General features: G+C 60.1%; 21 protein-coding genes and 2 pseudogenes. 5 read left to right on the top strand and 18 right to left on the bottom strand.

Going from position 1 to position 26,560, the window contains the following annotated elements:
• Positions 1-156: 156 nt before the first annotated feature.
• From mdtD to betI, 8 genes are all read right to left on the bottom strand, one after another.
• Complete coding sequence (gene mdtD, locus FQ182_RS00535; RefSeq protein ID WP_149414455.1) at positions 157-1,563, bottom strand: multidrug transporter subunit MdtD; 1,407 nt, start codon at positions 1,561-1,563, stop codon at positions 157-159.
• Positions 1,564-1,598: 35 nt separating this feature from the next.
• Positions 1,599-2,489 carry an alpha/beta fold hydrolase gene (locus tag FQ182_RS00530; protein ID WP_149414456.1) on the bottom strand — a complete coding sequence of 297 codons (891 nt, stop codon included), beginning with the start codon at positions 2,487-2,489 and terminating at the stop codon, positions 1,599-1,601.
• Positions 2,490-2,838: 349 nt separating this feature from the next.
• Positions 2,839-4,155, bottom strand: a complete 1,317-nt coding sequence (locus FQ182_RS00525) for a TldD/PmbA family protein (protein ID WP_149414457.1) — start codon at positions 4,153-4,155, stop codon at positions 2,839-2,841.
• A complete protein-coding gene (locus FQ182_RS00520) occupies positions 4,155-5,597 on the bottom strand; it encodes a TldD/PmbA family protein (protein WP_149414458.1) in 1,443 nt (480 codons plus the stop codon). The genes FQ182_RS00525 and FQ182_RS00520 overlap by 1 nt, the downstream gene beginning before the upstream one ends.
• Positions 5,598-5,720: 123 nt before the next feature.
• Positions 5,721-6,416 (bottom strand): RraA family protein, encoded by a 696-nt coding sequence (locus tag FQ182_RS00515; protein ID WP_149414459.1) that lies wholly within the window; start codon positions 6,414-6,416, stop codon positions 5,721-5,723.
• A 201-nt stretch (positions 6,417-6,617) separates the two neighbouring features.
• Positions 6,618-8,318 carry a choline dehydrogenase gene (betA, locus tag FQ182_RS00510; RefSeq protein ID WP_149414460.1) on the bottom strand — a complete coding sequence of 567 codons (1,701 nt, stop codon included), beginning with the start codon at positions 8,316-8,318 and terminating at the stop codon, positions 6,618-6,620.
• Between the two features lie 121 nt (positions 8,319-8,439).
• The gene (betB, locus tag FQ182_RS00505; protein ID WP_149493969.1) at positions 8,440-9,912 is read right to left on the bottom strand and encodes a betaine-aldehyde dehydrogenase; all 1,473 of its coding nucleotides are present in this window, start codon (positions 9,910-9,912) and stop codon (positions 8,440-8,442) included.
• 112 nt (positions 9,913-10,024) lie between these two features.
• On the bottom strand, positions 10,025-10,618 hold the full coding sequence (gene betI, locus FQ182_RS00500; protein WP_149413401.1) for a transcriptional regulator BetI: 594 nt from the start codon (positions 10,616-10,618) through the stop codon (positions 10,025-10,027).
• Between the two features lie 438 nt (positions 10,619-11,056).
• On the opposite strand from betI, the gene betT reads away from it, so the two are divergent.
• Entirely contained in the window at positions 11,057-13,054 is a 1,998-nt protein-coding gene (gene betT / locus FQ182_RS00495; RefSeq protein ID WP_149413402.1) for a choline BCCT transporter BetT, read from the top strand.
• An 85-nt stretch (positions 13,055-13,139) separates the two neighbouring features.
• Here betT and choV read toward each other — a convergent pair whose 3' ends face one another.
• The 3 genes from choV to FQ182_RS00480 all read right to left on the bottom strand — a co-directional run bounded on the left by choV (position 13,140) and on the right by FQ182_RS00480 (position 16,175).
• Positions 13,140-14,318, bottom strand: coding sequence for a choline ABC transporter ATP-binding protein (gene choV, locus FQ182_RS00490; RefSeq protein ID WP_149413403.1), 1,179 nt, complete (start codon positions 14,316-14,318; stop codon positions 13,140-13,142).
• A complete protein-coding gene (gene choW / locus FQ182_RS00485) occupies positions 14,315-15,160 on the bottom strand; it encodes a choline ABC transporter permease subunit (RefSeq protein WP_133102365.1) in 846 nt (281 codons plus the stop codon). Before choW ends, choV begins: the two co-directional genes overlap by 4 nt.
• A 67-nt stretch (positions 15,161-15,227) precedes the next feature.
• Positions 15,228-16,175 carry a choline ABC transporter substrate-binding protein gene (locus FQ182_RS00480; protein WP_149413404.1) on the bottom strand — a complete coding sequence of 316 codons (948 nt, stop codon included), beginning with the start codon at positions 16,173-16,175 and terminating at the stop codon, positions 15,228-15,230.
• A gap of 437 nt (positions 16,176-16,612) precedes the next feature.
• Between FQ182_RS00480 and FQ182_RS00475 the strand changes: the two genes are divergently transcribed.
• The 3 genes and pseudogenes from FQ182_RS00475 (at position 16,613) to FQ182_RS00470 (ending at position 19,611) form a co-directional block, all read left to right on the top strand.
• Entirely contained in the window at positions 16,613-17,989 is a 1,377-nt protein-coding gene (locus FQ182_RS00475) for an L-serine ammonia-lyase (RefSeq protein ID WP_149413405.1), read from the top strand.
• Positions 17,983-18,078: pseudogene (locus FQ182_RS30120) on the top strand (outer membrane lipoprotein carrier protein LolA); the annotation flags it as partial. The gene FQ182_RS00475 and the pseudogene FQ182_RS30120, both read left to right, overlap by 7 nt.
• A gap of 429 nt (positions 18,079-18,507) precedes the next feature.
• Entirely contained in the window at positions 18,508-19,611 is a 1,104-nt protein-coding gene (locus FQ182_RS00470) for a GlxA family transcriptional regulator (protein ID WP_133102362.1), read from the top strand.
• A 123-nt stretch (positions 19,612-19,734) separates the two neighbouring features.
• On the opposite strand, the gene FQ182_RS00465 is transcribed toward FQ182_RS00470, so the two are convergent.
• From FQ182_RS00465 to choX, 6 genes are all read right to left on the bottom strand, one after another.
• The gene (locus tag FQ182_RS00465) at positions 19,735-19,998 is read right to left on the bottom strand and encodes a hypothetical protein (protein WP_149413406.1); all 264 of its coding nucleotides are present in this window, start codon (positions 19,996-19,998) and stop codon (positions 19,735-19,737) included.
• 252 nt (positions 19,999-20,250) lie between these two features.
• Positions 20,251-21,411 carry a gamma-butyrobetaine dioxygenase gene (locus FQ182_RS00455; RefSeq protein ID WP_149413407.1) on the bottom strand — a complete coding sequence of 387 codons (1,161 nt, stop codon included), beginning with the start codon at positions 21,409-21,411 and terminating at the stop codon, positions 20,251-20,253.
• A 9-nt stretch (positions 21,412-21,420) separates the two neighbouring features.
• Positions 21,421-21,897, bottom strand: coding sequence for a thioesterase family protein (locus FQ182_RS00450; protein WP_149413408.1), 477 nt, complete (start codon positions 21,895-21,897; stop codon positions 21,421-21,423).
• A 27-nt stretch (positions 21,898-21,924) separates the two neighbouring features.
• Entirely contained in the window at positions 21,925-22,890 is a 966-nt protein-coding gene (locus tag FQ182_RS00445; protein ID WP_149413409.1) for an L-carnitine dehydrogenase, read from the bottom strand.
• Positions 22,891-22,963: 73 nt separating this feature from the next.
• Positions 22,964-23,851, bottom strand: a complete 888-nt coding sequence (locus tag FQ182_RS00440; protein WP_149413410.1) for a 3-keto-5-aminohexanoate cleavage protein — start codon at positions 23,849-23,851, stop codon at positions 22,964-22,966.
• Between the two features lie 99 nt (positions 23,852-23,950).
• The gene (choX, locus tag FQ182_RS00435; RefSeq protein WP_149413411.1) at positions 23,951-24,895 is read right to left on the bottom strand and encodes a choline ABC transporter substrate-binding protein; all 945 of its coding nucleotides are present in this window, start codon (positions 24,893-24,895) and stop codon (positions 23,951-23,953) included.
• Positions 24,896-25,103: 208 nt separating this feature from the next.
• On the opposite strand from choX, the gene FQ182_RS00430 reads away from it, so the two are divergent.
• Positions 25,104-26,048: a GlxA family transcriptional regulator gene (locus tag FQ182_RS00430; protein ID WP_149413412.1), complete on the top strand. Its 945-nt coding sequence runs from the start codon at positions 25,104-25,106 to the stop codon at positions 26,046-26,048.
• Between the two features lie 227 nt (positions 26,049-26,275).
• Here FQ182_RS00430 and FQ182_RS00425 read toward each other — a convergent pair.
• Positions 26,276-26,386: pseudogene (locus FQ182_RS00425) on the bottom strand (DUF3010 domain-containing protein); the annotation flags it as partial.
• Positions 26,387-26,560 lie beyond the last annotated feature (174 nt).

Below are 26,560 nucleotides of genomic sequence, written 5' to 3'. Positions count from 1 at the left end.
GTGGCGATGGTGGTCACGGGACTGGCCTGCAAAACAAAATGTCGCGCAGTGTAGCAGCCCGCCGCGAAATTCCCCGCATGTTCCGGACAAGGGGGCGGCGGGCAGCGGCAAGTTGTGAGCGGCAAGCGACAAGTTCAGAGCGGTTCTCTTGCGGCTTCAAGCTTGCGGCTTGAAGCTGCTCCTCGGCGACAACTGCAGGAAGATCGCCGCTGCCAGCATCGCCATGATGCCCACGGTGAGGAAGGTCAACTGGAACGCGCCGAGCACGCTTTCTACGCCATCGTTGCCGGTTTCGGCAGTAAACCCGCCGAGCAATGCACCGGCGCAGGCCACCCCCAGGCTCAGGGACAATTGCGCCACCACCGAGAGCAAACTGTTGCCGCTGCTGGCCTGGGCATCGTCGAGGTCGATCAGGGTGACGGTGTTCATTGCGGTGAACTGCAAGGAATTGATCGCCCCCAGCACTGCCAGCATCCCCAGCAGCAGCGGGTAGGGCGTGTTCTCGGTGACGAGGCCCATGCTTGCGAGCATCAAGCCGAGTGCAAGGGTGTTGCCGGTCAGCACCACGCGATAACCCAGGCGCTCGATCAGCGGCCGGGCGACGGACTTGGCCAGCATCGCCGCCGCAGCCAGGGGCAGCATGCTCATCCCGGCTTGGGACGGTGAATAGCCCAACGCCACCTGCAGCAGCAACGGCACCAGAAACGGCAAGGCACCGCTGCCCAGGCGCGCAAACAGGTTGCCCAGGATACCCACCGCAAAGGTGCGGGTCTTGAACAGTGCCGGCGAGAACAACGGGTTATCGATATGCCCGGCCCGTAGCCAGTAGGCCGCGAGGCACGCTAGGCCGCCGAACAGCAGCAACATCACCCGCAGGTGCGGCAGGTGCAATTCCCCCAGGCCTTCCATGGCGACGGTGATCAGCACCATCGCTGCGCCAAACAGCAGAAAGCCCACGCCATCAAAACGCGTGCGTTCGCTGCCGCGCAGGTCGGGGATAAACTTCCATACGGCGTAGCAGCCGATCATGCCCACCGGCAAGTTGATCAGGAAGATCCAGTGCCAGGTCAGGTATTGCACCATCCAGCCGCCCATAGTCGGGCCGAGCAAGGGCCCAAGCAGGCCGGGAATGGTGATGAACCCCATGATTCGCACCAGCTCCGAGCGGGGGTAGGCGCGCAGCACCACCAGTCGCCCGACCGGCAGCATCAGTGCGCCGCCCAAGCCCTGGATCACGCGGGCGCCTATCAGCATGGTCAATGTGCTGGACAGGGCGCAGAGCAACGAGCCGATGCTGAACAGCATGATCGCGCCGAAGAAGATTTTTTTGGTGCCGAAGCGGTCGGCGATCCAGCCCGAGGCTGGGATCAGCAGGGCCACGGTGAGCATGTAGGCGATCACCACCCCTTGCATGCGCAGCGGGTTTTCCGCCAGGTCCTGAGCCATGGCGGGTAATGCGGTGTTGAGAATCGTCCCATCCAACGACTGCATGAAGAAGGCAATCGCTACCACCCAGGGTAGCCAGCGGGCGGTCTTGGCGTCGAGAGGGGCGCGATTCGGCATGAGTTCCCTTTTGTTAGCAGGCTATGTTTTGGCGATTATGCGCCATCGGCTGCCCCTTTTCCCACTGGCGGTTCGTCGATATCTGACAGCGCCACGTCCTTGCCCACCAGGAAATCAATCAGCGCCCGATGCACCGCCAGGGCAGCGTCGTGGGACTCCAGGTCGAGCAAATGGCCGGTGTATTCGGCAGTGACGAAGCTGCTACGACCGACATATTGCTTGAACAGTTGGGCGTCTTCGGCCGGCGTGTATTCGTCCAGCGTGCCATTGAGAAAGTGCACGGGGGTTTCGATCTGGCGCAGTTGCGGCAGGTAATTGCCATCGCCCATTTGCAGCACCTGGTGGATATGAAAGCGCGCCTGGCGGTATTCGGTGGTGGCCATATTCGACAGGTGACGGTGGTTGTTGCGCTTGAGCCGTGACGACAGGAACTTGCCGACGGTCTCGTTGAGCAGATGGCCGACGGCGGACTTGTCATCGGCCTCGATCAGCACTCGGACGCGCTCCACGTATTCGAGCATCGCCTGATTGAGATTGGGCGCCAGGGCCATAACCACCGAGCTTTCGATGGAGGGCGGGTTGTGGGCCAGGGTCAACAGCGTGGAGATGCCGCCCCAAGAGGCCGAGACAAGGTGATTGACCTCAAAGCGCTCCACCAGGGCCCGGAGGATTTGCACTTCGTCGTCCTTGGTCACCAGGTCGAGGTCGGTGTTGTGAGGGCGCGAATAACCCGAGAACGGCAAATCGAACATCAGCACATTGAAATGCTCGGCCAGGCATTTGCTGGTGCGGGCAAACGAGCGGGTAGTGGACAGCGCGCCATTGACCAACAGCACGGTTTTCTTCTCTGGGTTGTTACCAAGCGGCTCTACGTGAACGTTGTAGTGTTTGAACAGCTTTTCAATGACAAAACTTCCATGGTTCATGTCAACGCTCCAGCTTGCCCTTTCCCGGGCAAGGTCATGCATCACTTGGGGACAAGTGGGTTGAGGGCTGCGCAGGGGTCGTTTGAGTTTTTTACCGCGCGGATGTGGCTAGATGCCACTGGCCTTTATAGCGAGGTTTTTCAAAGGCGACAACAGGTCGGATGGCCAGGTGTCTGAAGCGATATTTTGCGTATGGCGCAATGCGGTCTTGAGGGAATAACGCGATCCAATGTGGGAGCTTGCTCGCCTGCGATGACCTCACACGCGGTGTAATTGATACACCCAGTCGCCTGCATCGCAGGCAAGCCCGGCTCCCATATTGGATGGTTGTCGCATTGGGAATGCGTGTCTACAGGGTCAGGGTCAACCGCTTGACCAGTGCCCCCGGTAACAAGTTGGACGAGGTATTGCGCTGGCTATACGTACTGGCCGACAGCAGCAGTTCCCGATCAGCGGTTAGCGCTTCCAGCTGCGAACCCAGCAGGTTGTAGACACTGTCATCAAAACGCATGGTGCTGACCGGCGCCTTGATCTCGCCGTCTTCCACCCAGAACGTGGCGAAGCGAGTCATGCCGGTCAGGCGCGCCGCCGGCTGGTCGGAGTAGTTCAGGTACCACAGGTTGCTGATGTACAGGCCGGTGCCCAACTGCTTGAGGATATCGGCCTGGGCCAGGCTACCTGCGGCCATCTGCAACGCGCTGGGGGATTCGTCGTCGCTGGCGCCGTTGGCGCTCAAACCGTACTCGGCGGCGCTACGGGAGTTGACCAGCCGGCCTTCGGCCTTGCCCGCGCTGATCAGCTTCACGTCGCTGCGGGGATAGCCGTCACGAGAGAACGCCGAACTCAGTGAATCGCTGACCTGTTCATCGATGCCCACCAAGGGGCTCAACGCTTGATCGCCGCTATACAGGCGCTGCAACGGGCTGCTTTTGCTGGCGATGGCCTGGGCGGAAAAACCGCCCCAGGTGAGCATGCCGATGATTTCTTCCAGCGCCGCCGGAGCGATATAGGCGCGGTATTGTCCCGGCGCCAAGGTGTGCAGCGGGCGGCCAAGAAACTCCAGTTGCTCGCGCGCCTGCTGGAAACGACGGGCGAAGTCGGCACTGTCCCAGTCGTTTCCGGCGTAGCTGGCCTTCACGGCTTCGCCGTTGGCGTGGAACAGGCTGAAATCGAAGTTGAAGCTATTGGCCTGATGCCAACCGAAGGCGCCCGAGGAACTGGCAAAACCGCGGCTAATGGGACCAGCGGCGTAGAAACCGACCATATCCACGCCGTGTGCAGCCTGGTTGATTTCTTCCAGTACCTGAGCCAGCCCTGGCAGCGGTCGAGCCTGCTGGTCCTTGTTTTGCCAGGCGTTGTGGTTGAGCAAAAGATAGGGATCTTGCGGCACCAGCGCCAAGGTCTCGCGCAGCTGTTGCAGGCCATCGGCCAGGCGCTGGCGATCCAGCTCCGGTTCGCCAGCCAAGGTAATACCCAGGTCAGCATGGCGACCGTCATTGATCAGTTTCAGGTTCAGGCTAGCCTGTTGCACCTGTCCGGCCTGACGCACCTTGGCGTGATTGAAACGCACGAACTCGGACGATTCCGCCGCGTAACCCAGATGAAACTGTTCCTCTTCGGTGATGGCCTGCTTGAGCCAATCGACCAGGGCCTTGAAGGTCTGCATCAGGCGTCTCCCCCAAACACATCAACATTGCTGAACACACACGCCGGAGATGCATGGCCGACGCGGATTACCTGGTTGGGCTCGCCCTTGCCGCAGTTCGGCGTACCCAGGACCTTGAAGGTACTGGCGTCGCCGACGGCGCTGAGCTTGCGCCAGAACTGCGCGGAAATGGCCCGGTAGTTGGGGTTCTTTACCACACCCTTGAGTTCGCCGTTTTCAATCAACTGGCCCCATTCGCAGCCGAACTGGAACTTGTTGCGAGCGTCATCAATGGACCACGAGCGGTTGGTGGACATGAGAATGCCGTGCTCGATGCCTTCGATCAGTTGCGCCTGGGTCTGGTCGCCCGCCTCGATATTGAGGTTAGCCATGCGGTCGATAGGCGGGCGGTTCCAGCTGCACGCGCGGCTGTTGGCCACGCCGCCCATGCCCGAGCGGTATTGCGACAGCGCGCCGCCCAACGGTTTGAGCAACAGGCCTTCGCGGATCAGGAATTGCTTGCTGGCGGCGGTTCCGTCGTCGTCATGGCCGTAGCTGGCGAGCTGTTCGGGAATGTCCGGATCGAAGGTCACATTGAGCAGCCTGGAGCCGTATTGCAGGCTGCCAAAGTCGCTGGCCTTGACGAAGCTGGTGCCAGCGTAATTGCGCTCATCGCCGAGGATGCGGTCCAGTTCCAGCGGGTGGCCGATGGATTCGTGGATCTGCAACATCATCTGGTCGGGCATCAGCAACAGGTCGCGCGGGCCTTGCGGCGTGTTAGGTGCCAACAGCAGTTGCAGGGCCTGGTCGGCGATCTGCGCAGCAGCGCCGATCAGGCCGAAGCGGCTGATCACATCGAAGCCGCCTTGCTGGCCGAAGTTGGTGCCGCCCAGGGTGCGGGTCTGGCTATCGCTGCCGTCGTAGGCGGTGACGCTCAGGCCCGGAAAAATAAACCTCTGGGCCTGGCGCAGTTCGGCACCAACGCTGTTGAGGTAGATCTGTTCGACGTGGGTCAGCCCCAGGTTGACTTCCCAGTTCACCAGGCGCTCGTCCTTGGGTACCGCAAAGGATTCGGCGCCGAGCAGTTGGTAGCAATCGCTCAGGGACGGGAACGGCTGGTCGAGGTCGGGCGACAGGTAGTCGGCAACGTCGCTGGACACTGGCTGGTCGCGCAGGTCGAGCAGGGCGTGGGGCTTGATCAACCGGGCCTGCTGTTCGGCGCGCTCAAGGGCGGCTTGCAGGCCTGGCAGGGAAATATCGTTGGTCGCGGCGTAGGCTTCGACACCGTTGAGGCGCACGGTGAGCATCGCGCCTTCGTCGCGGTTCAGGTGTGGAGGCTCGGCGACGTTTTTGCGCACCGACAGGTATTGGCCGGATTCGCGCACGTAGCGCAGGGAGAAAAAATCGGCGGTAGTGCGCAGGGCGGCGAAGTGTTTTTTGAGGATAGGGTGCTTGTCGAACATGGGGCCTTCCTTGTGGGCAGCGCAGGCCCTGAGGCCCTCATCGCGGGCAAGCCCAGCTCCCACATTTGAATGTATTCACAAATCAAGAATGTGGGAGCTGGCTTGCCTGCGATGCTTTTGGCTTTAGACCGGGCAACCCTTGGCGCGCAGGATGGCGTCAAAACGATCAGAGTCCAGGGTGCCGGCTTCGATAGCCGCCAGTGTAGCCTTCTCGCGGGCCAGCAGGTCGTGGCAGCGCACCAGCAATTCCGGCAGTTCAGTTCGCGAAGCTGCGACCACGCCGTCGCCGTCGCCGATCATCAGGTCGCCAGGAGCAACCAGCATGCCAGCGCAAGAGATCGGCACGTTGATTTCGCCGCCGCCGTCGGTGCTCGGGCCACGGTGTACGCCGCCGATGGCGTAGGCCGGCAGTTCGCCGGTTTGCCATTCGTCGAGGTCGCGCAGGGCGCCGTTGATCACCACGCCGACGATGCCGGCCTTCAGGGCCATGGCGCGCATGATGCCGCCGAACACCGCGCGGGTCAGGTCGGCGCTGCCGTCGATCACCAGCACATCGCCCGGACGGGCCATCTGCATGGCTTTGAGAATCATCAGGTTGTCACCCGGACGCACGCGCACAGTCAGTGCACTGCCGAGCATCGGCGCATTGCCGTGGAAGGACTTGAGTCCCAGGCCACCGACGTTACGACCCAGGCAATCGCTGACGGCAGCGGCCGGGATCTTGCTGAATTCCTTCAGCCATTTTGGGTCCAGTGGTTCAACGTTTGGATTGATCAGGAAGCCGGTAGGCCATTTGCTCGAAGAAACGACATCAAACATGAGAAAGCCTCGTGGCCAGGCAAGTGCCGGCGTATCGGTAGGGCAGGAAGATGAAACGTTTGCGCGGTAATAGATTAGGCCTGCGCGGGGGGTGGGATCAAGGGCGGTGCGGTGTGGGACGGGTTTACAGCCTGTGCGGCTAGGGCTGTAATCCATTGTGGCGAGAGAGCTTGTCCCCTCGCCACAGGGGTGTATTAGCTATTACGCAGTACGGCTTACTTCACGCAGCGGCTTGCCACGCGCAGGCTTGTCACCTGCCACGTAGTAATCCGCCGTGCTGCGCGCCAGCGGCTGGCGGCCACGAATCTTGTCGGCGATTTTCTCGGCGATCATGATCGTTGGCGCATTCAGGTTGCCGGTGGTGATCAGCGGCATGATCGAGGCATCGACCACACGCAGGCCCTGCATGCCATGTACGCGACCTTCGCCATCGACCACAGCCATCTCGTCGGTGCCCATCTTGCATGAGCAGGACGGGTGGAACGCGGTTTCGGCGTGCTCCCGGATAAACTTGTCCAGTTGCTCGTCGGTCTGCACTTCAATGCCGGGGCTGATTTCGCGGCCACGGAAGGCGTCCAGTGCTGGCTGTTGCATGATTTCACGGGTCAGGCGGATGCCGTCACGAAATTCCTGCCAGTCCTGTTCGCTGGACATGTAGTTGAAGAGGATGCTCGGGTATTCCCGTGGGTTCTTCGACTTCAGCTGGATGCGGCCACGGCTCGGCGAACGCATGGAACCCACGTGGGCCTGGAAACCGTGCTCTTTCACACCGTTGCTGCCGTTGTAGTTAATCGCGACCGGCAGGAAGTGGTATTGGATGTTCGGCCATTCGAATTCTTCGCGCGAACGGATGAAACCGCCGGCTTCGAACTGGTTGCTGGCGCCAATACCTGTGCCGTTGAACAGCCACTCGGCACCGATGGCCGGCTGGTTGTACCAGAGCAGCGACGGGTACAGCGAGACTGGCTGGGTGCATGAATATTGCAGGTACATTTCCAGATGATCCTGCAGGTTTTCGCCGACGCCTGGCAGGTCGTGGACCACTGGGATGTCGAGGCTTTCCAGCAGTTTTGCCGGGCCAACGCCGGAGCGTTGCAGGATCTGCGGCGAGGCGATAGCGCCGCTGCACACCAGCACTTCCTTGCGGGCACGAGCTTCAACGCGCTCTTCAGCGGCGCCGATCAGGTAACGCACGCCCACGGCACGCTTGCCTTCAAACAGCACTTTGTCGGTCAGAGCATGGGTGACGATGGTCAGCGTCGAACGCTTCTTGGCTGTGTCCAGGTAACCGCGGGCGGTGCTGGCGCGACGGCCGTTCGGCGTCACGGTACGGTCCATCGGGCCGAAGCCTTCCTGCTGGTAACCGTTCAAGTCTTCGGTACGCGGGTAACCGGCCTGCACGCCGGCTTCGACCATGGCGGCGAACAGTGGGTTGTTGCCGGCTTTTGGCGTGGTCACGCTGACCGGGCCTTCGCCACCGTGGTAGTCGTTAGGGCCGATGTCGCGGGTTTCCGCTTTACGGAAATACGGCAGGCAGTCCAGGTAAGACCAGTCTTCCAGCCCTGGGGCTTTCGCCCAGCCGTTGTAGTCCATGGCGTTGCCACGGATGTAGCACATGCCGTTGATCAAGGAAGAGCCACCCAGGCCCTTGCCACGACCGCATTCCATCTTGCGGCCGTCCATGTATGGCTCTGGATCGGTTTCGTAGGCCCAGTTGTAGCGGCGGCCCTGCAGTGGGAAGGCCAGGGCGGCCGGCATTTGGGTACGGAAATCCAGACGGTAGTCCGGGCCGCCTGCTTCCAGCAGCAGGACGGTGACGCCTTCGTCTTCGGTAAGACGGGTCGCCAGGGTGTTACCGGCGGAGCCGGCACCCACGATGATGTAGTCGTATTCTTGGGACATTGAATGCACCCTCATTAAATTTGGTCAGGTTGCTGAATGGTGGTGCCTGGGATGGGGCTGCTGCGCAGCCCAGCGGGGGCAAGCCCCCTCGCCACAAAGGGCATCCCAGACTTCAGGCGGGTTAGAACACCGAGGCGTAGTCGCCCAGCTCAACCTGTACCGATTTGATGCGTGTGAAGTTGTTCAGCGAGGTGATGCCGTTCTCACGGCCAACGCCCGACTGTTTGTAGCCACCGACCGGCATCTTGGCATCGGACTCGCCCCAGGCGTTGATCCAGCAGATACCGGCTTCCAGTTGATGAATCACGCGGTGCGCGCGGTTCAGGTCCTTGGTTACCAGGCCAGCGGCCAGGCCGAAGTCGGTGTCGTTGGCGCGGCGGATCACTTCTTCTTCGGTGTCGTAGGTGAGGATGCTCATCACCGGGCCGAAGATTTCTTCACGGACGATGGTCATTTCGTCGGTGCAGTCAGTGAACACGGTTGGGGCAACGTAGGCACCCTTGGCGAATTCGCCGTCGGTCAGACGGTCGCCGCCGCACAGTACGCGCGCGCCTTCTTCCTTACCTTTGGCAATGTAGCCGAGCACGCTTTCCATATGAGCGAAGCTGACCAGCGGGCCGAAGTTGGTGTTTTCGTCTTGCGGGCTGCCAATGCGGATGCGGGCTACGCGCTCGGCAATCTTGGCTTCGAACGCGCCTTTGAGGGCGGTCGGAACGAATACGCGAGTACCGTTGGTGCAAACCTGGCCCGAGCTGTAGAAGTTGGCCATCATCGCAATGTCGGCGGCGCGATCGAGGTCGGCGTCGTCGAAAATAATCAGCGGGGATTTGCCGCCCAGTTCCATGGTCACTTCTTTGAGCGAAGAGCTGGAAGCGCTGGCCATGACCTTCTTGCCGGTGTCGGTGCCGCCAGTGAAGGAGATTTTCTCGATGCGCGGGTGTTCGGTCAGCCAAGTGCCGACTTCACGGCCGCTGCCGGTCAGGACGTTGAACACGCCGTCTGGAACGCCGGCCGCGGTGTAGATCTCGGCCAGTTTCAGGGTGGTCAGCGAAGTGACTTCGCTTGGTTTGAAGATCATCGCGTTACCGGCGGCCAGGGCTGGCGCGGACTTCCACAGGGCGATCTGGATCGGGTAGTTCCACGCGCCGATACCGGCCACGACGCCCAGGGGCTCGCGACGGGTGTAGACGAACGAAGTGGTACGCAGCGGGATTTGCTCGCCTTCGATGGCGGGCACCAGGCCTGCGTAGTATTCCAGCACGTCGGCGCCGGTGACGATGTCGACGTATTGGGTTTCGGAGTACGGCTTGCCGGTGTCCAGGGTTTCCAGGGCGGCCAACTCATCGTTGCGCTCGCGCAGGATTTCAACGGCGCGACGCAGGATGCGCGAACGCTCCATGGCAGTCATCGCGGCCCAGATTTTCTGGCCCTTTTCGGCGCTGACCACGGCACGTTCAACGTCTTCCTTGGTGGCGCGTTGTACGTTGGCGAGAACTTCACCGTTAGCCGGGTTGATGGCTTCGAAGGTGGCATCGCTGCCAGCGTCGGAGTAGCCGCCGTCAATGTAGAGTTTTTGCAGTTCGAAACGGGCCATAAAGTCCTCGCAAGTGCATAAGTGGTTGGCGTTAACCACTAAAAGGTGGGGCCATTAAGGTTCTGGCAACACCGATCAGCAGCAGTTCAGGGGTTGAGCGATTATGTGTGCTCTAACTCACCTGTTTGGCCAATTGGAAATCCATATATTCGTAAGCGATCCGTTGCGCCTGCTCAGTGTCGAAAGCGTCTCCCGACAGTGCGCCGCGCAACCACAAACCGTCGATCAGGGCCGCTAGCCCGCGGGCTGCGCTGCGTGCCTCGGGCAGTGGCATCGCACGGCGGAACTGGCAGCACAGGTTGGAATACAGGCGGTGATCGTTGATCCGCTGCAACCTGTGCAAAGACGGGTGGTGCATGCTGGAGGCCCAGAAGGCCAGCCAGGTTTTCATTGCTGGGCCGTTGACCTGGCTGGCGTCGAAGTTGCCTTCGATGATCACCTGCAGGTGCGCCCGTGGGCTGTCATCCTTCAACGCGTGCCGACGAGCGTGGACATTCTCGATCAAGACGTTCATCAGGTACCGCATCGTGGCGGCAATCAGGCCGTTCTTGTCCTGAAAGTAGTGACTGATGATGCCATTCGAGACGCCGGCCAGGCGGGCGATCAGCGCAATGCTGGCATCTCCCATTCCGACCTGATCGATGGCCGTCAACGTGGCTTCGATCAACTGCTGGCGGCGTATGGGTTGCATACCGACCTTGGGCATCGTGCACCTCTCCTTAGGCCTGCCGACGAGCGATAAACGTCCGTCGGCTTGTGGGCCAGTCTATTTTGTTTTGATTGAACGTTCAATCAACAAAGAATAAGATCTGCGACAAATCGTCACGCCCTGTAGGTGTTTTACCGACAAGGCGCGACACCAGACATCTGAAAAAAACCTCTGAAACGACCACGTGGCATAGCGCGAGCTGGCGAAGACGGAACGTTTGAATGGGCAAGACGCTTAAGGTCATGACGCGACGCTTTTTTTACTGAAAAGAGCTCGCCCAAGGCTTTCGCCGCCAGCCAACAATGTTGCTTTTGTGGGGTTCAGGGTTTTTCGGGGTGTCTTTATATCACCCACCAGTCGACTGCCAAAAAATCGATGGATCGGGTAAAGCGCTGCCTTGTGTTTCTCTCTCGCACTGCCTGGAGCATCTGTGCCATGAGTTCTGCCTCTCTTATAAAGACCCCGCCAGAAAAGGTACGGGTCAACGGTTGGGTGTTCTACACCTCTACCGCGCTGATTTTGTTGTTGACTGCCATTTTGATCATCGCCCCGCAAGAGGCCGGCCGGGTACTTGGTGTAGCCCAGGCCTGGCTGTCCAAAAGCTTTGGCTGGTACTACATGGTGGTAATCGCCGCCTATCTGGTATTTGTGGTGGGCCTGGCGTTTTCGTCCTACGGCAAGTTGAAACTGGGCAGCAAGGACGACACCCCAGACTTCAGCTATGGCGCTTGGGCCGGCATGCTGTTCTCTTCGGGGATCGGCATCTCGCTGTTGTACTTCGGTGCTTCGGAGCCGTTGGACCACTACTTCAATCCGCCTGAAGGCGCTGGCGCCACTGGCACGGCCGCACGGCAGGCGTTGCAGTTGACCTTCCTGCACTGGGGCCTGCACGGCTGGGCGATCTATGCCTTGGTCGGCCTGGCCGTGGCGTACTTTGCCTATCGTCATAACCAGCCGCTGGCCTTGCGTTCGGCGCTGTACCCGCTGGTGGGCGAGCGTTGGGTCAAAGGCGCTGCCGGTCACGCGGTGGACGGTTTTGGTATGTTCGTGACCTTGCTGGGCCTGGTGACCAACCTCGGCATTGGCTCGCTGCAAGTATCGTCGGGGCTGGAAAACCTGTTCGGTATGGAGCACAACAACACCAACCTGCTGATCGTGATCATCGTGATGAGCACCGTGGCGACCATCGCCGCCGTGTCGGGTGTGGAAAACGGCATTCGCCGCCTGTCCAACCTCAACATTGTGCTGTTCAGCGGCTTGCTGATTTTCGTGCTGTTGTTCGGCCCGACCCTGCATTTGCTTAATGGCCTGGTGCAGAACACCGGCGATTACCTGAACGGCATCGTGCTGAAAACCTTCGACTTGTATGTATACGAAGGTGATGGCGAGAAGTCCGAGCGCTGGATGGGCCTGTGGACCCTGTTCTACTGGGCCTGGTGGATTTCCTGGGCACCCTTCGTGGGCATGTTTATCGCGCGTATTTCCCGTGGTCGTACCGTGCGTGAACTGGTGGCCGGCGTATTGCTGATCCCGTTGGGCTTCACCCTGGCGTGGTTGTCGATCTTCGGCAACTCGGCGCTGGACCTGGTGCTTAACCATGGCGCGGTGGAGTTGGGCAAAACTGCCCTGGAACAACCGTCCATGGCGATCTACCAACTGCTTGAGCATTACCCCGCGTCGAAAATCGTCATTGGTGTGTCGATTTTTGTGGGCTTCGTGCTGTTCCTGACCCCGGCGGATTCCGGCGCGGTGATGATGGCGAACCTGTCTTGCAAGGGCGGCAACGTTGACGAAGATGCGCCGCACTGGCTGCGGATTTTCTGGTCGGCGGTGATCACCCTGGTGACCATCGGTTTGCTGTTCGCCGGTAACTTTGAAGCCATGCAAACCATGGTGGTGCTGGCCGGCCTGCCGTTCTCGGTGGTGCTGATTCTGTTTATGTTCGGTCTGCACAAGGCCATGCGCCAGGACGTGGCGATCGAGCTGGAGCAAGCGCAACTGGCTGAGCGTGGTCGTCATGGTTTCAGCGAGCGCTTGACTGCCCTCGACCTGCAACCAACCCAAGCCGTGGTGCAGCGCTTTATGGATAAAAAGGTGACGCCGGCGCTGGAAGACGCGGCGGTGGCCTTGCGTGCTCAAGGGCTGGATGTGCAGACCGTGCTCGGTAAGTCCAAGTGCTGCATGGGCGTGCGGATCGAGATGGAAGAGGGCAACCCGTTTGTCTACGAGGTCAGCCTGGATGGCTACCTGGCGGCGCCGAGTGAGTCGCTCCAGGGTGAGGAAGAGCGCACGCGCTACTACCGCGCCGAGGTGTATTTGCACAACGGCAGCCAGGAATACGACCTGATGGGCTTCACCCCGGAACAAATTACCCGGGATGTGCTCGATCAGTTTGAAAGCCATCGCCAGCTCCTTGGCCGCGTCTATAGCTGAAGGTTGAGACAGTGATCGTTCCCCCGCATGGGAACGATCAAACTGCCTAAGACAAAAAGGGATCGCTCACTGCGATCCCTTTTTTTCAGCCCAGGTTCTTGCCTAACAGCGCGTGGTACAGCTCGCTGTCACCCAAAATCCCCACCACCTTGTTGTTGTCCTGCAGCACCAGCTTGTTTCCTGTCTGATAGCGAATCTGCAACGCATCGCGCATACCAATATTGGAATCCACCAGCGTCGGTACCCGGCCCAACCCCTCCACCGCTTGCCCAGGCGCCCAGTTCTGCAGGTTCAGCACTGAACCATTCTGGCGTGCGCCCTTGATGGTGTTGCCTTCGGCCAGGTCCAGCCACGAGTCGTCGCCAGGATCGAGACATACCGAACCGTTGACCCGCTTGCAGTTGTCCAGCGTGCGCATCAGGCTGCGGCCGCACAGCACGTTCAGCGGATTGGTATGGGCGACGAAGGTGCGCACATAGTCATCCGCCGGGTTCAGCACGATCTCTTCCGGCACGCTGTACTGGATGATCCGCCCGTCTTTCATGATCGCGATGCGGCTGCCCAGTTTCAGCGCCTCATCCAGGTCATGGCTGACGAATACGATGGTCTTGCTTAGCTTGCGTTGCAGCTCCAGCAGTTCATCCTGCAAACCCTGGCGGATCAGCGGGTCGAGGGCGGAGAAGGGTTCGTCCATCAGCAGGATATCGGCGTCCATCGCCAGGGCGCGGGCTAGGCCCACACGTTGCTGCATGCCGCCGGACAACTCATCGGGTTTCTTGTTGCGCCACTGGGACAGGCCCACCAGCTCCAACTTCTCGTCCACCAACTTGCGGCGTTCTTTCTCTGGTCGGCCCTGCATCTCCAGGCCGAAGCTGATGTTTTCGCGCACCGTCAGCCACGGCATCAGGGCGAATTTCTGGAAGACCATGGCGATGCGCTTGGTGCGCATCATTTTCAGCTCGACTGGCGTGCAAGACGCAATGTCGATCTGTTTGCCTTCATGCTCAACAAACAGTTGCCCGCGGCTGACGGTGTTCAAGCCGTTGATGCAACGCAGCAGGCTCGACTTGCCGGAGCCGGACAAGCCCATGAGCACGCAGATCTCGCCTTTCTCGATGTCGAGGCTGGCCTTTTCGACGCCGACAATTTGCCCGGTTTTTTTCAGGATCTGGTCGCGGGTCATACCTTGGTCAAGCAGTTTCAGGGCTTCACGGGGGTCCTTGGAGAACACCACGTCGACCTGATCAAAGCGAATGATGCTCATGCGTCACCCCCTACTTTGGCGTCGGGTTGTTTGCAGATACGGTCGAGCATGATCGCCAGCAGCACAATAGCCAGACCGGCTTCGAAGCCTAGGGCAATGTCGGCGGTGTTCAGTGCGTTGACCACCGGTTTGCCGAGGCCGTCGGCGCCCACCAGGGCGGCGATTACCACCATCGACAACGACAGCATGATGCATTGGGTAATGCCGGCGGCGATGCTCGGCATGGCGTGGGGCAGTTCAATACGCGAGAGCAATTGACGGCGTGAGCAGCCAAAGGCTTTGCCAGCGTCCAGCAACTCTTGCGGGACATCACGGATACCCAGGTAGGTCAGACGGATGGGCGCGGCAATCGCGAACACCACCGTGGAAATCAGGCCGGGCACCACACCCAGCCCGAAGAGGGTCAGGGTAGGGATGAGGTAGACGAAGGTCGGTACGGTCTGCATCAGATCGAGTACCGGCCGCATCAGGGTATAGAACATCGGTTTGTGTGCGGCGACGATGCCCAGCGGCACACCGATGACCACGCAGACCAGGGTGGCGAACAACACTTGCGCCAAGGTCTCCATGGTTTCCTGCCAGTACCCCAGGTTGAGGATCAGCAGAAAGGAAAGGATGACGAAAACCGTCAGTCCCCATTTGCGTTGAATAAAGTGAGCAAGCAGCGCAATCAGACCGATCAATGCCAGCGGATTGAACCAGGTCAGCGCAAACGTCACGCCGTGGATCATCGTTTCCAGTGTCGATGCGATTGCGTCGAAGTAGTCGGCGCCGTTTTGCGTCAACCACTCAACGAAGGCAGCGATGTACTGGCCAAGGGGGATTTTCTGTTCAGTCAGCATGGTAGTGAGTGTCCACATGCGAAGAGGGAAAACATCCCGAGCCAGCGTACCGGCCCGGGGTCAGCGGTTACTCGGCGAGCTTGGCTTTTACGGCCTCCAAACCTGGTTTGCCATCGATGGTGGTAACACCGGCTAGCCAGGTGTCGAGCACTTGCGGGTTTTTCTTCAGCCACGCCTTGGCGGCGGCTTCGGGTTTCATTTTGTCGTCCAGGACGTTGCCCATCAGGGTGCTTTCCATGTCCAGGGTGAACGCCAGGTTTTTCAGCAACTGACCGACGTTGCTGCATTCCTGGACGTAGCCTTTGCGGGTGTTGGTGTAGATGGTCGCCTTGCCATAGTCGGGGCCGAAGGAATCGTCACCGCCGGTGAGGTACTTCATCTTGAAACGGGTGTTCATCGGGTGCGGCTCCCAGCCCAGGAACACCACGTCGGTGCCACGGCGCTGAGCGCGATCTACCTGGGACAACATCCCGGCTTCGCTGGACTCGACCACCTTGAAGCCTGCGGTTTTCAAGCCGAAGGCGTCTTTGTCGATCAGACTCTGGATGGTGCGGTTACCGTCGTTACCCGGCTCAATGCCGTAGATCTTGCCGTCCAGTTCTTTCTTGAATTTGACGATGTCGGCGAAGTCTTTCAGGCCCTTGTTGTACAGCGCCTCGGGCACCGCCAGGGTGTACTTGGCGTTTTCCAGGTTGGCGCGCACGGTTTCCACGGTGCCGGCATCACGGTACTGCTTGATGTCGTTTTCCATGGTCGGCATCCAGTTGCCGAGGAAGATGTCCATATTCTTGCCGTCGGCCAGGGACTTGTAGGTCACTGGAACGGAAATCATCGTGGTGCGGGTTTTGTAGCCGAGGGCTTCGAGGACCACGCTGGTGGTGGCGGTGGTGACGGTGATGTCAGTCCAGCCGACATCCGAGAAATTGACGGTACTGCATTGCGCCGGTTCTGCGGCTTGTGCCGCAAGGGGCAGACTCAGCATGGCGGCCAACAACAACGACGGGGAACCTTTCATGGGTTTGGACTCCTGGTGTTTTTCTGGCGGCGTTCGCCGCGCTTTATAAGTGTTGCGGTTGGGGCGTGCGACACAGCTCTGCCACGGTACCTTGCAAACGAGTCGTGACTGATCATGTACCAGTGAAAATCTGACGCCTACAGGGGGCGTCGTATCCAGTACAGGGATGGTCGTATCCAGTGTCGGTGACGTCGCTTACAGAATTTTTCCAAGGCAATACTGCACTTTTTGTCGATCTGCACCGTAAAAAAACGGTCAAAACGAGTGATCGCACGGGGGCGGCGCTGGTAAGCATGGGTACGTCGGTGTGAGACGCCGAACGGGGCAACAAAAGCTTGATGATGCGCCCATCTCGGCGGAAAGCAGCTTGAGCGTAGCAGCTCCGTCACCAGGTGTTTTCTATGCCTGGCCTGTGCTCATCGAGGAGTTTCACGGTAATGGCTATCAGCGTTTTCGACCTGTTCAAGATCGGCATCGGCCCTTCCAGTTCTCACACCGTCGGCCCCATGCGCGCCGCGGCGTTATTCGTTCAAGGATTGCGTGAACGTGGTCTGTTGGAACAGGTACGGCGCGTTGAAGTTCAGCTTTACGGCTCTTTATCGGCCACGGGCATCGGTCACGGCAGCGACAATGCCGTGATCATGGGGCTGATGGGCGAGTGGCCGGATGCGATTGATCCGTCGCTGATTGGCCTGCGCATCGAGACCCTGCGCGAGACCAACACCTTGCTGCTGGACGGGCGTTTGCCGGTGCCGTTCCTGTGGTCGCGGGACATGCGCCTGATCGACGAAAACCTGCCGTTCCACCCCAATGCCATGACCCTGGTGGTGTTCGCTGATGACACTGAGCTGCACCGCGACACCTACTATTCAGTGGGCGGCGGCTTTGTGGTGGATCAAGCGCAGGCCGCCAGTGGTGTGGCAGACATGGATCGCACTGAGCTGCCCTATGATTTTTCCAGCGCCGTGCAATTGCTGAGCTTGTGCAAGACCCACAACCTGCGGGTCGCCGAATTGATGTTGGCCAACGAAAAGGTCTGGCGCTCGGAGGAGGACATTCGCAGTGGCCTGATGAAGCTCTGGCGTGCGATGCAAGATTGTGTCGAACAAGGCCTCAAACACGAAGGCATCCTCCCCGGCGGCCTGAACGTGCGGCGGCGTGCGGCCAGGTTGCACCGCAGTTTGCAGGAGCTGGGCAAGCCCAACGTGATCGGCTCGACCTTGAGCGCCATGGAGTGGGTCAACCTGTTCGCCCTGGCCGTGAACGAGGAAAACGCCGCTGGCGGGCGCATGGTCACGGCACCGACCAACGGCGCGGCGGGGATCATTCCGGCGGTATTGCACTACTTTATGAAATTCAGCGAGGTGGTCACCGAAGCCAACGTGGTGGACTACTTCCTCAGCGCGGCGGCGGTAGGGATTCTGTGTAAAAAGAATGCATCGATCTCCGGCGCCGAAGTCGGTTGCCAGGGCGAAGTCGGCTCGGCCTGCGCCATGGCGGCGGCCGGGCTGGCGGAGATTCTCGGCGCTACGCCGGAACAGTTGTGCAATGCGGCGGAGATTGGCCTGGAACACAATCTGGGCCTGACCTGCGACCCGGTGGGCGGCCTGGTGCAAGTGCCGTGTATCGAGCGCAATGCCATTGCGGCGGTGAAAGCGATCAATGCGGCGCAGATGGCCTTGCGTGGCGATGGTCAGCACTTTATCTCCCTGGACCGGGTGATCCGCACCATGCGTGATACCGGCGCGGATATGCATGACAAGTACAAGGAGACTTCGCGGGGTGGGTTGGCGGTGAGTGCCGTTGAATGTTGACTGTAGGAGCGAGCTTGCTCGCGAAGGTCGTGAACGATAACGCGCCCATCCTGAATGAACGCGGCGCTCTCAGGTTTTTCGCGAGCAAGAACTAGGCGTCCCCCTCGCTCCTACATTGAGCACACCCTCTCGTCACGCTACCTTTTAGCGCGTCGCAAATAGATAAGTAGCTCCCGAACGAATCCGCCGCTGACCACCCGTCACCTGTGCTTGTGGTGACAGACTTTTCCTACGTCGTTTCTTCCGCTTCCCACAAGTGCTACCGATCTGCTCACACCCCTTGAGCCTGCTTCCGATCGCGTTTTTTTCGGGTCATATTCCCCACTCCGTGCGCGGGCTTATATAGACGCGTCAGTAGGTCGTTTTCAGGAGTTATTGAATAGCCATTCAACTTTAGGCATGGCATTTGCTCTATCAACTCAAAGCCTCTCTCCCGGGGAATATTTCCGAGGAAGAAGAGTGCAATAACAAGAGCCTCGCCTGAGGCCATCACCCGCTTTGTGTGAGGAGATACCGCGATGACGTCGTTCAACTCCGGGGCTCAACCCCAGAACCGTGCGCCTCAATCCATCGGCTTTTTGCTGCTGGACAATTTCACGCTGATTTCCCTGGCCTCCGCAGTAGAACCGCTGCGCATGGCCAACCAATTGTCCGGCCGCGAGCTGTACCGCTGGACGACCTTGAGTGTCGACGGAAACCATGTGTGGGCCAGCGACGGTCTGCAAATCACCCCCGATGCCTCGATGCACAAAGCCCCGGCCCTGGACACCATCATTGTCTGCGGCGGCGTGGGTATCCAGCGCACCGTCACCCGTGAACATGTGTCGTGGCTGCAAAGCCAGGCGCGCCAGTCGCGCCGTCTCGGTGCGGTGTGCACCGGCAGTTGGGCTTTGGCTTGCGCAGGTCTGTTGGATGGCTTTGATTGCAGCGTGCACTGGGAATGCCTGGCGTCGATGCAGGAAGCTTTCCCGCGCGTGGCCATGAGCACACGCCTGTTCACCCTGGACCGCAACCGCTTCACCAGCTCCGGCGGCACTGCGCCGCTGGACATGATGCTGCACCTGATCAGCCGCGACCACGGCCGTGAATTGTCGGCAGCGATCTCCGAGATGTTTGTCTACGAACGTATCCGCAATGAGCAGGATCACCAGCGTGTACCGCTCAAGCACATGCTCGGCACCAATCAGCCGAAACTGCAGGAAATCGTCGCGCTGATGGAGGCTAATCTGGAAGAGCCCATCGACCTCGATGAACTGGCGGTGTATGTCGCCGTTTCCCGGCGTCAGCTGGAGCGGCTGTTCCAGAAATACCTGCACTGTTCGCCGTCGCGCTACTACCTCAAGTTGCGCCTGATCCGTGCACGACAGTTGCTCAAGCAAACGCCGATGTCGATCATCGAAGTGGCGTCGGTGTGCGGGTTTGTCTCCACGCCGCACTTCTCCAAATGCTACCGCGAATACTTCGGCATTCCACCACGGGATGAGCGCGTCGGTTCCAACACCACCCAGCAAGTGGCAATGATGCCGATCCCGCAGGCGTTGGTGTTGTCACCGCTGTCCGGGCCGTTGTCGGCGTTGAGCCAAGCTCGCAATGAGTCGACTTTCGCGAGTGTAAGGCTCTAACGCTCTAACTGTAGGAGCGAGCTTGCTCGCGAAGGTCGTGAACGATGACGCCAGGCATCCTGGATGAACACGTCGTCCTCAGGTTTTTCGCGAGCAAGCTCGCTCCTACAGAGACAGTGATTTTCAGGCGCCGGAGTTCTGCCGAAACTGCACCAGCGCCGGCAACAACTGCTTATCAATCGCCTGCCTTACCGCCGGTAAAATCGTCGCGCTGCTGGTGTACATCTGCTCGACCATACCCTTGAGCGCCTTGGCTCGCGCTTCACTCAAACCGCGCACGGCACATTCGCAGGCCTGCTCGGCGGTGGCGCCGCTGGACACTTCGAAACCCAACGACCGCAGTTGGCCAAGCAGGTCGTCCTGGTCAATCAAATCCGCGTGCATCATGACGTTTATCCTTGTTAGGGGAGCGGGGGATTGAGGTCGATTCTGGTAGGCGATCGGGATGTCGGCAAGGGCTGAATGCGCGAATGGCTCTGATACCTATGAACAGGTCGTTTTCGGCTAACTCGCCAGCCCAAGGAATGGGCACACTGGACTCAAGCAAGCAGCTTGAAGGTTTGGTCACCCTCGGGATGCGCAGCTCACACAAAGCACTCTGCCCCGATCCTGTCACGGCTTGATCGGGGCTTTTTTTGCTTATCGCTGCAGCACCAGGATTCGCGACAACAACTCATCGCGATCGATATAGCAGCCCTGGAAATGCCGCGCCCCCGAAGCCGGGTCAAAGGCATTGCGCGCATGTAACGTGCGGCGATTATCGAAGCACCACAACTCACCGGGATTCAATCGTTTGACCAGGCGAAACCGATCCTCGCGCGTCATTGCGATAAACCGTCGATAGGCGCGGTACACCAACGGCATCTGCTCCACCGACGTCTCAAACGGCCCGCGCAGAAAGTTGGCCATGCGGATCTCTGCGACCTCACCCAGGGCATCCAGCGCAATGATCGGCGCCAGCTGGCGATAGTCGCTATGGCGGTCCTTGTTGCGAAACTCCACCGGGATTTCACACAGTGCACGAAACGCTTCGGGATCTTCTTCTCGCAAGGCGCGAGCAATGGCAAAACCGTCGACAAAAATACTCTCGCCCCCGTTGGCGTCATTGACCAGGCAATGCAGAAATTGCAGCCCCGGTTGCAGCTCGCGGGTGGGCAAGTCGCTGTGCAGCGGCAAGTTGAAAGAGGTGTAGGCATTGCTGTCGGCATCGGCCTTGGATTGCACGTTGAACAGCACGCCGAAATTACTCTCGCGGATGAACGAAATGCGCCTGGCGATAAGTGCCAGGGAGCCTGGTTCGACAGGTACGTCGCGCACTTGGGTCAGGCCGCTGTCGCGCAGGGCCAGCAGCCATTGCAGCAGTGCCTTCGGGTCTTCCATCAAGGCTGCGTATTCAAAAACCGGCAGTTCAAAACGGCTGTCCCACAGCTTGGATGTTGGCTTGGCGGCCCGGCGCTCGGCGCGGGATTCATCGTCATAGGCATGGGCCCGCAGCCAGCCGGGATCGAAGCGGCTACTGTGGCCGCCGTGCCATTCCACACGCAGGAAACCCTGATCAATGTGTGCGCTTAGGGCCGTGAGGTTCTCGTCGACATCGACAATCTCCAGCAGCTGCTCGCGGGTCACGCTGTACACGCAGGTCGGACACGGGCAGTTGTCCCGCAGCCATTGATGATGGAACGGGCTGCCCCGGCCATCGGCCCACTGCACCCGCACCTGATCGGCCAACACCTGAGCATTGGCGAGGGCGCTGATCAGCGGGTAAGTGCGGAAGTCGGCAACAGCGGCGACGGTGTTCATGGTGATTCCCTATTTTTCCGGTGGCAGGCCAATGACGCGGCCGAGGAGGGCGGGTTTTGCCAGATCGGTTTGTTCGCCAGTGATGGCCGCCAGCTTGTCCAATATCGCCTCAGTGAACGGTGCCGAACGCGGCCCAGCGAGATCGACGTGGAGCAGCATTTGTTCGTTGCCGGCCAGTTCCCGCTCTTCTCCCACCAGATGCAGGCTGTGATAGAGGTGCAGGCGCTTGCGGTCGTGGGCGATCAGTTGCGTGCGAACTTCAACCTCGGCGCCCAGCTTCACTTCGTGTAGGTAGTTGAGGTGCAGTTCCAGGGTGAACAGCGAGTTGCCGCTGGCTTCGCGGTTGTCGCTGTCCAGGCCCAGGGTGTCCATCAGCGCGTCGGTGGCGTAGCTGAAAATCAGCAGGTAGAAGGCATCGCGCAGGTGGTCGTTGTAGTCGACCCAGTCGGGGAGAATTTTTGTGGTGTAGGTGGTTAGAGCGGGCATGGCATCGGTTCCAGGGGAGATGATCGGTTACTCACTGAAGGTCATGCCGTGCTTGGCTTTGGTGGTTCTCACCGCCTCCAACACCGCCAACAGGCAATCATCACGATAGCGCTCCAGGGCCGAAATGCTGTGGTTGCCCAACTGATCGCGGGTGCCATCGACCACATCGTCAATCAGCTTGTCGGTCAATTCAGGGGCGGGCAGATACGTCCACGGCAACTGCAGCGCCGGTCCAAACTGCGCCATGAAGTGGCGCATCCCGGCATCGCCACCCGCCAGCGTGTAGGTCAGGAAAGTCCCCATGAACGACCAGCGCAAACCCGCGCCAAAGCGAATTGCATCGTCGATTTCGCCGGTAGTCGCCACACCATCGTTGACCAGGTGCAGCGCCTCGCGCCACAGCGCTTCCAGCAGGCGGTCGGCGATAAAGCCTGGAACTTCCTTGCGTACATGCAGCGGGCGCATGCCGAGGGATTCATACACCTTGATCGCGGCCTGCACCGCTTCTGGCGCGGTATTTTTGCCGCCTACCACTTCCACCAGCGGCAGCAGGTACACCGGGTTGAACGGGTGGCCGACCACACAACGCTCAGGATGGGTCGAACCTTCGTAAAACTCGCTGGGCAACAGCCCTGAAGTGCTGGAGCCGATCAACGCATTGGGCTTGGCCGCCGCGCTGATCTGGGCGTGTAATTGCAGCTTCAGTTCCAGGCGTTCCGGGGCGCTTTCCTGGATGAAGTCAGCGTCTTTGACGCACTCTTCAATGGTTGCGAAAAAACGCAGGCGGTCCTGGGACGCACCGGGTGCCAGGCCTTGTTTTTCCAGGGCACCCCAAGCGTTGGCGACGCGTTTGCGCAAGGCTGCTTCGGCGCCGGGTGCCGGGTCCCAGGCCACTACATCGAGGCCGTGGGCCAAGGCGCGCGATACCCACCCGCTGCCGATGACACCGCTGCCCAGTGCTGCGAAGGTTTTGATTTCGGTGATAAAGCGCATGGCAACTTCCTAAAGAGAGGGCAATTCCTGTAGGCGCGAGGGGGACGCCTAAAGGATGAGGCGGTGATCGTGATTAGCCGCGCTTGGTCAAGCCCATCTTGATTCGGCCTTCTGCCGGGGTCATGACCCGCGCGCCCAGTCGGCTGAGGATCTCGCTGGCACGTTCCACCAACTGCCCATTGGTGGCCAGCACGCCTTTGTCCAGCCACAGATTGTCTTCCAGGCCGACCCGCACGTTGCCACCCAGCAGCACCGCTTGCGCCGCCATTGGCATCTGCATGCGGCCGATACCAAACCCGGCCCACACCGCGTCAGCCGGCAGGTTATCGACCATGGCTTTCATGGTGGTGGTATCCGCCGGTGCTCCCCACGGAATGCCCAGGCACAGCTGGAACAGCGGGTTATCGAGCAAGCCTTCCTTGATCATCTGTTTGGCAAACCACAGGTGTCCGGTGTCGAAGATTTCCAGCTCGGCCTTCACGCCCAGCTCTTGAATGCGTTTGGCGCCAGCCCGCAACTGCGCGGGGGTGGAGACGTAAATGGTGTCGCCGTCGCCGAAGTTCAGGGTGCCGCAGTCCAGGGTGCAGATTTCCGGCAGCAGCGCTTCAACGTGGGCCAGACGTGTCAGCGGCCCGACCAGATCAGTGTTGGGGCCGAACTCCATGGGGTTCTCGCCGCCACCGATTTCCAGGTCGCCGCCCATGCCGGCGGTGAGGTTGACGATGATGTCGACGTCCGCCTCGCGAATGCGCTCCATCACTTCGCGGTACAGCGCCACGTCACGGCTGAACTTGCCGGTTTGCGGATCACGCACGTGGCAGTGCACGACGGTGGCGCCGGCCTTGGCGGCTTCCACGGCCGCAGCCGCGATTTGTTTGGGAGTGACCGGCACATGTGGGCTTCTGGCGGTCGTGTCGCCAGCACCGGTGAGAGCGCAGGTGATGATGACGTCGTGGTTCATGAGACGGGTCCTTGCAGGCGTGATTTAGAGGTGTGGTTTCAAGGTGTAGTGATGCCGTTCGCAGCCAAGGGTGGCTGCGAAACGGTGATTCAAAAAAGGTTATTTACTGGTCAATTGCAGGTTGGCGGCAGCCGGTTTGCCGTCGAAGGTGGTCACCCCTTCCAGCCAGCGCTGCTGGTCTTGCGGGTGATCCTTGAGCCACTGCTTGGCCGATTCGAAAGCGTCCTTGTGATCGAGCAGCGGCTGCATCATCCGGCTCTCGTCTTCGGCGGTGTACGTCAGGTTGCTCAGCAGGCGGCTAACGTTGGGGCATTGTTGGGCGTAGGTGGGCGAGGTGACGGTCCACACTGTGGCCGTGCCCTCGTTCGGGCCCAGGGCGTCGTCGCTGCCGGTGAGGTAAGTCATCTTGACGTTGACGTTCATCGGGTGCGGCGCCCAGCCGAAAAACACCACGGCTTCATTGCGACGCACGGCGCGATCCACTGCGGCAAGCATGCCGGCCTCGCTGGATTCCACCAGCTGGAATTTGCCCAGGCCAAACTGGTTCTTGGCGATCATCGCCTTGATCTGGGTGTTGGCACCTGAACCGGGTTCGATGCCATAGATCTTGGCGCCCAACTCTTTTTCGAATCTGGCGATATCAGCGAAGGTTTTCAGGCCCTTGTCGGCCAGGTAGGTCGGCACCGCCAGGGTGGCGCGGGCGTCCTTGAGGCTCGGCGCATCAAGGACCCTGACCTGCTTGGCGTCGACAAACGGGGTGATGGTCTGGGTCATCAGCGGGTTCCAGTAGCCGAGGAACATATCCAGGCGCTGATCGCGGATTGCGGCGAAGATGATTTGCTGGGACGCGCTGGTCTGTTTGGTCTTGTAGCCGAGGCCGTCGAGCAATACTTGGGTCATGGCGCTGGTGGCGATTACGTCGGTCCAGTTCACCACGCCCATGCGCACGTTCTGGCAAGAAGCCGCATCGGCTGCCATGACGTTGGTGCTCAAGATGGCGCTGGCGCTGAGTGTAAGCACACAGCGGCTGATCAGTCGGTTCATGGTGCAGCCCTCGGCAGGTCGTTATTGTGGGTTCCGGCGTCTTTGTGCGCCGTGCAGCTAGGTTGTGCAGTTTTAAGCTACGCAGCTTGAGGGCAAACAAAACGCACGGCGGCGACCAGCTCTTGCACTGCAGCGACCTGTCCGCTTGAATGCCCCATTGAACTGGGGTATCACAGTGCCCACGCGGCCCGTCCTACGAGAGCGCTCCATGTCCCAGGATTTCTACTTTCTGCTGATGCCGGGTTTCTCCGCCATCGGCTTTATTTCCGCCATCGAACCGTTGCGCGTGGCCAATCGCTTTCGTGGTGAGCTGTACCGTTGGCATGTGCTGAGCGCGGATGGCGGCGCGGTGCTGGCGAGCAACGGCATGTCGGTCAATGCCGACGCGGCGCTGGAACCGCTGAAGAAGGGTTCAACCCTGCTGGTGGTGGCCGGTTTCGAACCGCTGAAGTTCGCCACGCCCGCCCTGGAATATTGGCTGCGCCGTCTCGACCACGACGGAGTGACCCTTGGCGCCATCGACACCGGCAGCTTTGTCCTGGCTGAAGCAGGACTGCTCGACGGCCACCGACTGACCCTGCACTGGGAAGCCATCGACGCCTTCAAGGAGTCCTATCCACAGCTGACGGTGATTCAGGAACTGTTCGAAATCGACCGCCGACGCATTACCTCGGCGGGCGGTACCGCCTCTATCGACCTGATGCTCGACCTGATCAGCCAGGCCCACGGTCCGGAGCTGGCGATCCAGGTGTCCGAGCAGTTCGTACTGGGTCGCATCCGCCCACGCAAAGACCACCAGCGCATGCAGATCGCCACGCGCTACGGCATCAACAACAAGAAACTGGTGCAGGTGATTGGTGAGATGGAACAGCACACCGAGCCGCCGCTGAGCACGCTGGCGCTGGCGGAGGCGATCAAGGTCACACGGCGGCAGTTGGAGCGGCTGTTTCGGTTGCACCTCAACGACACGCCGAGCAACTTCTACCTGGGCCTGCGCTTGGAAAAGGCCCGGCAGTTGCTGCGCCAAACGGACATGAGCGTGCTGGAAGTGAGCATTGCCTGCGGCTTTGAGTCACCGTCGTATTTCACTCGAAGTTACCGGGCGCGATTTGCCAAGTGTCCGAGAGAGGATCGGCGACGGGAGGTGGTTTGAGCGCAATTTATAGTCAATTCTAGCGACGACCATAACTGGCTTGCCTGCGATTGCGATGCAACAGTCAACACTTCACCGGCGGGCCCACAGCTATCGCAGCATAGGTATCTACACAACGCTTGATGGTTGGCGGATTCCCTGTGGTGATCGAGCTTGTTGTGCCCAGCGGGTTTTCTGTGGCAAGCCGGTTCACCACAACACGCTCCTACACTAAATAGCGGTGGGACTTATTTCTTCACCAGCGCTGAACACGCTGCTTTAAACGCTTCATGCTGATACTTGTTCAGCGTCGCTGGCAGGGCGAAATCGTGTTTCTTGTTTTGCGCATTAATGGTTTGCCGATTCCCTGTGGCGAGCGGGCTTGCCCGCGTTGGGCTGCGCAGCAGCCCTGAAACATGCCCCTTCGTTCTGTCTGAAAGAATGTGCTGTTCTTACTGGGGCCGCTTCGCGGCCCAACGCGGGCAAGCCCGCTCGCCACAGAAAGCCCGTTCACCACAACACGCTCCCACGCT

The sequence above is a fragment of the Pseudomonas sp. ANT_H4 genome (genome assembly GCF_008369295.1).
In the GTDB taxonomy this organism is placed as follows: domain Bacteria; phylum Pseudomonadota; class Gammaproteobacteria; order Pseudomonadales; family Pseudomonadaceae; genus Aquipseudomonas.
This window is presented reverse-complemented; position numbering and strand designations above follow the sequence as displayed.